The sequence below is a fragment of the Dactylosporangium sp. NPDC048998 genome, assembly GCF_043197855.1.
GTDB lineage: Bacteria > Actinomycetota > Actinomycetes > Mycobacteriales > Micromonosporaceae > Dactylosporangium.
In genome coordinates this window covers 1-2,318 of sequence record NZ_JBICTV010000094.1, presented here as the reverse complement: position 1 = coordinate 2,318, position 2,318 = coordinate 1, and the positions used below count along the sequence as shown (strand labels likewise).

At 74.8% G+C, this 2,318-nt stretch carries 2 protein-coding genes; both read right to left on the bottom strand.

Annotated features, from left to right (window positions below; translation table 11 throughout):
- Positions 1-872: condensation domain-containing protein (locus tag ACGFI8_RS47945; protein ID WP_392815803.1), on the bottom strand; the 872-nt coding region annotated here is incomplete at its 3' end.
- Between the two features lie 9 nt (positions 873-881).
- On the bottom strand, positions 882-2,318 hold a 1,437-nt coding region (locus ACGFI8_RS47940; RefSeq protein ID WP_392815801.1), incomplete at its 5' end, for a non-ribosomal peptide synthetase.

Genomic DNA, 2,318 nt, shown 5'->3' with positions numbered 1-2,318 from the left:
AAGAACCCGACGAGGTCGTCCAGGGCCTCGTCCGTGCGGCCCGCGAGGGGTGACCCGACCGGGATGTCCAGGCCCGCGCCCCACCGGCTCAGCAGCACGGCGAGCCCGGCGTGCAGCACCATGAACAGGGTCGCGCGGCCGCGGCGGGCGAGGTCGGCCAGGCGCGCGTGGGCGTCGGCGTCCACCGCGAAGGAGACGGCGTCGCCGCGGTAGGAGGCGAACTGCGGCCGCGGCCGGTCGGTCGGCAGGGCCAGACACTCCGGCGCCCCCGCCAGTTCCTTGGCCCAGAAGGCCAGCTGGCCGGCCAGCACGCTGCCGGGGTCGTCGGCCCGGCCGAGCAGCTCGCTCTGCCACCGCGTGTAGTCCGTGTACTGGACCGGGAGCGGCTCCCACCGCGGTGCCCGCCCGTCGCGGCGCGCCGTGTATGCCTGCGCGAGATCGCGCAGCAGCGGCGCCGTCGACCAGCCGTCGCCGACGATGTGATGCATCACGATCATCAGCACGTGCTCGTCCGGGCCGAGCGCGAACAGCGTCGCGCGGATCAGCGGCCGCGGGCCGGCCAGCTCGAACGGCTCGGTCGCCGCCGAGCTGACCAGCGCCGCCAGGTTACCGGGCGCGCAGTCGGCGATCTTCAGCTCCGGCCGGGCCTCGTCGATGCCCAGCACGTGCTGATACGGCTCTCCCCCGGTGTCGGGAAAGACGGTCCGCAGAGCCTCGTGCCGATGGACGACGTCGGCCAGCGCGGCGGCCATGGCCGACCGGTCCACGGGCCCCCGCAGGCGCAGCGCACCCGGGATGTTGTAGGTCGCGCTCGGCCCTTCGAGGGTGTTCAGGTACCACAACCGGCGCTGTGCGAAGGACAACGGGATCAACGGGTCTCCTCAGGTCATCGCCGGGTCGGTCATCCGGCGCAGCGCGGGACGGGCGGCCCGGGCCGTGGCGAGTTGCGCGGCGAGCTCGGCGACGGTCGGCGCCTGGAACACCGTCCGGACGCTCACCTCGGCGCCCAGGTCGCCGCGGATCCGGTTGACCAGCTTGGTGACCAGCAGCGAGTGCCCGCCGAGGGTGAAGAAGCCGTCGTCGATCCCGACCGCGGCGAGACCGAGCAGCTCCGCGAACATCCCGCACAGCGCCGCCTCCCGCTCGTCGCGCGGGCCCCGACCCACCGGGACGTGCTCGGCCGCGGGGTCGGGCAGGGCGTGGCGGTCGAGTTTGCCGTTGGGGCTCAGCGGCAGCGCGTCGAGCGTCACGAACGCCGCCGGGACCATGTGGTCGGGGAGCCTCGTCATGGCGTGGCGGCGCAGCTCGGCGGCGTCGGGCGGGCCGCCGGCGGGCACCACGTAGGCCACCAGCCGGCCGTCCCGGGCCACCACCGAGGCCTGGCGCAGCAGCGGGCTCTCGGCCAGCACGGCGGCCACCTCGCCGGGCTCGATCCGGAACCCGCGGATCTTCACCTGGTCATCGGCCCGGCCCAGGAACTCCAGCCGGCCGTCACCGATCCACCGGGCCACGTCGCCGGTGCGGTACATCCGCTCGCCCTCGGTCCCGAACGGGTCGGCGACGAACCGCTGCGCCGTCAGGCCCGGCCGTTTCCAGTACCCGAGGGCCACCTGCGGGCCGGCGAGGTACAACCCGCCCGGCACCCCGATCGGGACCGGGCGCAGCCACTCGTCCAGCACGTACGCCCGGGTGCCCGGCACCGGCCGACCGATCACCGGCCGGTCACCGGTCACCGGGGCGACCACCGAGTCCACTGTGCACTCGGTGGGCCCGTAGAAGTTCCACGCCGTCATGCCCTCGTCGCGGCCGATCCGCGCCCACAGCCCGGGTCCGATCGCCTCGCCGCCCATGAGCAGCGTCGACGGCCCGTGCAGCCCCTCGGCGAGGAGCTGCTCGGCGTAGGAGGGGGTGACCTCCAGCAGGTCGATCCCGCGCTCGCGCACGTACCGCACGAGGGCCTGCGCGTCGCGGCGCACGTCGTCGTCGAGCACGTGCAGCTCGTGGCCGGCCACCAGGCACAGCACCAGGTCCCAGGAGCCGTCGAACGACAGCGCCGCCACCAGGGCCGCCCGCAGCCGCCGCCCGGCCCGGCGCGCCGCGGGGCCGATCACGTCGCGGTGCTCGAAGGCGGTCAGGTTGGCCAGCCCCTGGTGGGTGACCACGACGCCCTTCGGCCGGCCCGTGCTGCCGGAGGTGTAGATCAGGTACGCCGGGTCGCCGGGACGGACCACCACCCCGACCGGCTCAGCCTGCGCCTCGACGGCCTCCAGGACTTCCGCCGTGATCGTCACGACCGGCGCCGCGTCCCACAGCATGTA